Source organism: Stenotrophomonas sp. YIM B06876, from assembly GCF_030711595.1.
Classification (GTDB): Bacteria; Pseudomonadota; Gammaproteobacteria; order Xanthomonadales; family Xanthomonadaceae; genus Stenotrophomonas.
In genome coordinates, this window is record NZ_JAUJUJ010000400.1 from 1 (window position 1) to 733 (window position 733).

Here is a 733-nt window from a genome sequence, read left to right on the forward strand (position 1 = left end):
GACGCGGTAGTGGCAGGCCAGGCCGATCTCGAAGCCGCCGCCCATGGCCACGCCGTTGATGGCGGCGGCAAACGGCTTGCCGCAGGTTTCCATGCGGCGCAGCAGCTTGGAGAGCGAGGCGCATTTGTCGACCAGCACCGCGGCCGTGTCGTCGCCCATGCTGTCGAGGTTGGCCTCCATGGCGATCAGGTCGGCGCCGGCGACGAAGGCGTCCTTGCCCGAGGTCACGATGGCGCCCTTGACGGCCGGGTCGGCGACCACGCGGTCGATGCAGCTGGACAGGCTGTCCATGAAGGCCTGGTCGATGACGTTCATCGATTTGCCGGGGTAGTCGATGGTCAGCAGGGCGATGCCGTCGGCATCGACGGTGTAGCGGATGGTGTCTTGTTNTGGACAGGCTGTCCATGAAGGCCTGGTCGATGACGTTCATCGATTTGCCGGGGTAGTCGATGGTCAGCAGGGCGATGCCGTCGGCATCGACGGTGTAGCGGATGGTGTCTTGTTGCATGGTGTTTTCCTTGGGACTCAGACGCGTTCGATGACCATGGCCGAACCCATGCCGGCGGCGACGCACAGCGACACCAGGGCGGTCTGCTTGCCGGTGCGCTCGAGTTCGTCGAGCACCGTGCCCAGAATCATGGCGCCGGTGGCGCCCAGCGGGTGGCCCATGGCGATGGCGCCGCCGTTGACGTTCATGCGCTCGTGGGGAATGCTGAGCTCTTCCATCATGGTC

At 65.3% G+C, this 733-nt stretch carries 1 protein-coding gene and 1 pseudogene; both read right to left on the reverse strand.

The genetic code is table 11. The annotated features are described in order from the left end of the window. Window positions 1-378: enoyl-CoA hydratase-related protein (locus QZH66_RS17555; protein ID WP_345783874.1), on the reverse strand; the 378-nt coding region annotated here is incomplete at its 3' end. 147 nt (window positions 379-525) lie between these two features. Beyond that, a pseudogene (locus QZH66_RS17560) lies at window positions 526-733 on the reverse strand (acetyl-CoA C-acyltransferase); the annotation flags it as partial.